2 protein-coding genes are annotated in these 1,070 nt (G+C 67.5%); both read left to right on the top strand.

From position 1 onward, the window contains the following. Positions 1 to 695, top strand: a 695-nt coding sequence (locus AC1D15_RS33875; RefSeq protein ID WP_477829518.1) for a sodium:solute symporter family transporter, incomplete at its 5' end; no start/stop codon positions are given. Between the two features lie 85 nt (positions 696 to 780). Further along, positions 781 to 1,070, top strand: a 290-nt coding sequence (locus AC1D15_RS33870; RefSeq protein WP_477829517.1) for an FmdB family zinc ribbon protein, incomplete at its 3' end; no start/stop codon positions are given.

The following is a 1,070-nucleotide window of genomic DNA, read 5'->3' as shown; positions in this document are numbered from 1 at the left end:
GCCCCGAGATCGCCCGCAACGGCGCGGTGATCGGCGGCGTCAGCTACATCCTGTTCGCGTTCGTGCCGATGTTCATCGTCGGCTGCGCCGTCATCGTGATGGGCGACAGCGCGATGGAGCTCGCGAAGAACGACTACCAGCGCCTGCTGCCGGCCTTCGTGCTGACCAAGATGCCGCTCGTGATGCAGATCCTGTTCTTCGGCGCGCTGCTGTCGGCCATCAAGAGCACCTCGTCGGCCACGCTGCTCGCGCCCAGCACCAGCTTCGTCGAGAACATCCTGAAGAACCTGCGCCCGAACATGACCGACCGGGAGCAGCTGTTCGCGATGCGCAGCACCATCGTCGTGTTCGCGGCGCTGGTGCTGGCCTACGCGATCAAGATGAAGGGCACGTCGATCTACGAGCTGGTCTCGGCGGCCTACCAGATCACGCTGGTCGGCGCCTTCGTGCCGCTGGTGATGGGCCTCTACTGGAAGCGCTCCACCACGCAGGGCGCGATCGTCTCGCTGGCGGCCGGCGTGGCGGTGTGGGTGATCTTCTTCCCCGACATCTCCAACTGGGATGCGGTGTTCCCGAAGCAGCTGGCCGGGCTGATCGCCGCGTTTGCAGGCATGATCATCGGTTCGCTGGCGCCGCAGGTGCTGAAGAACCGCCACGAGCCGCGCCACGGCACGGTCAGCGGCCTGAACGCCTGAGGCCGGCGCCGCCGGCCAAGCCCCGGCGGCCGGGTGGCACCGCGCTGCCACCTATAATTTCGCGTTTTGAATCAAAGGCTTAGCCATGCCCATCTACGCCTACCGGTGTGCGGCCTGCGGCCACGCCAAGGACGTGCTGCAGAAAATCTCCGACCCCGTGCTCACCGTCTGCCCGAACTGCGGGGCTGAAGCCTTCCAGAAACAGGTGACGGCCGCGGGCTTCCAGCTGAAGGGCTCGGGCTGGTACGTGACCGATTTCCGCAACGGCTCGAACCCGCCGGCCACCGGCACCGCCGCGTCGGGCGGCGACGGCAAGGGCAGTGCCGACAGCGGCGCGGCCAAGCCCGAGGGCGCTGCCGCGCCGAAGGCCGATGT

The organism is Rhizobacter sp. P2_H2 (genome assembly GCF_056403375.1).
The sequence above is the reverse complement of the archived record's forward strand: the minus strand, read 5'-3'. Positions and strand labels throughout refer to the sequence as shown.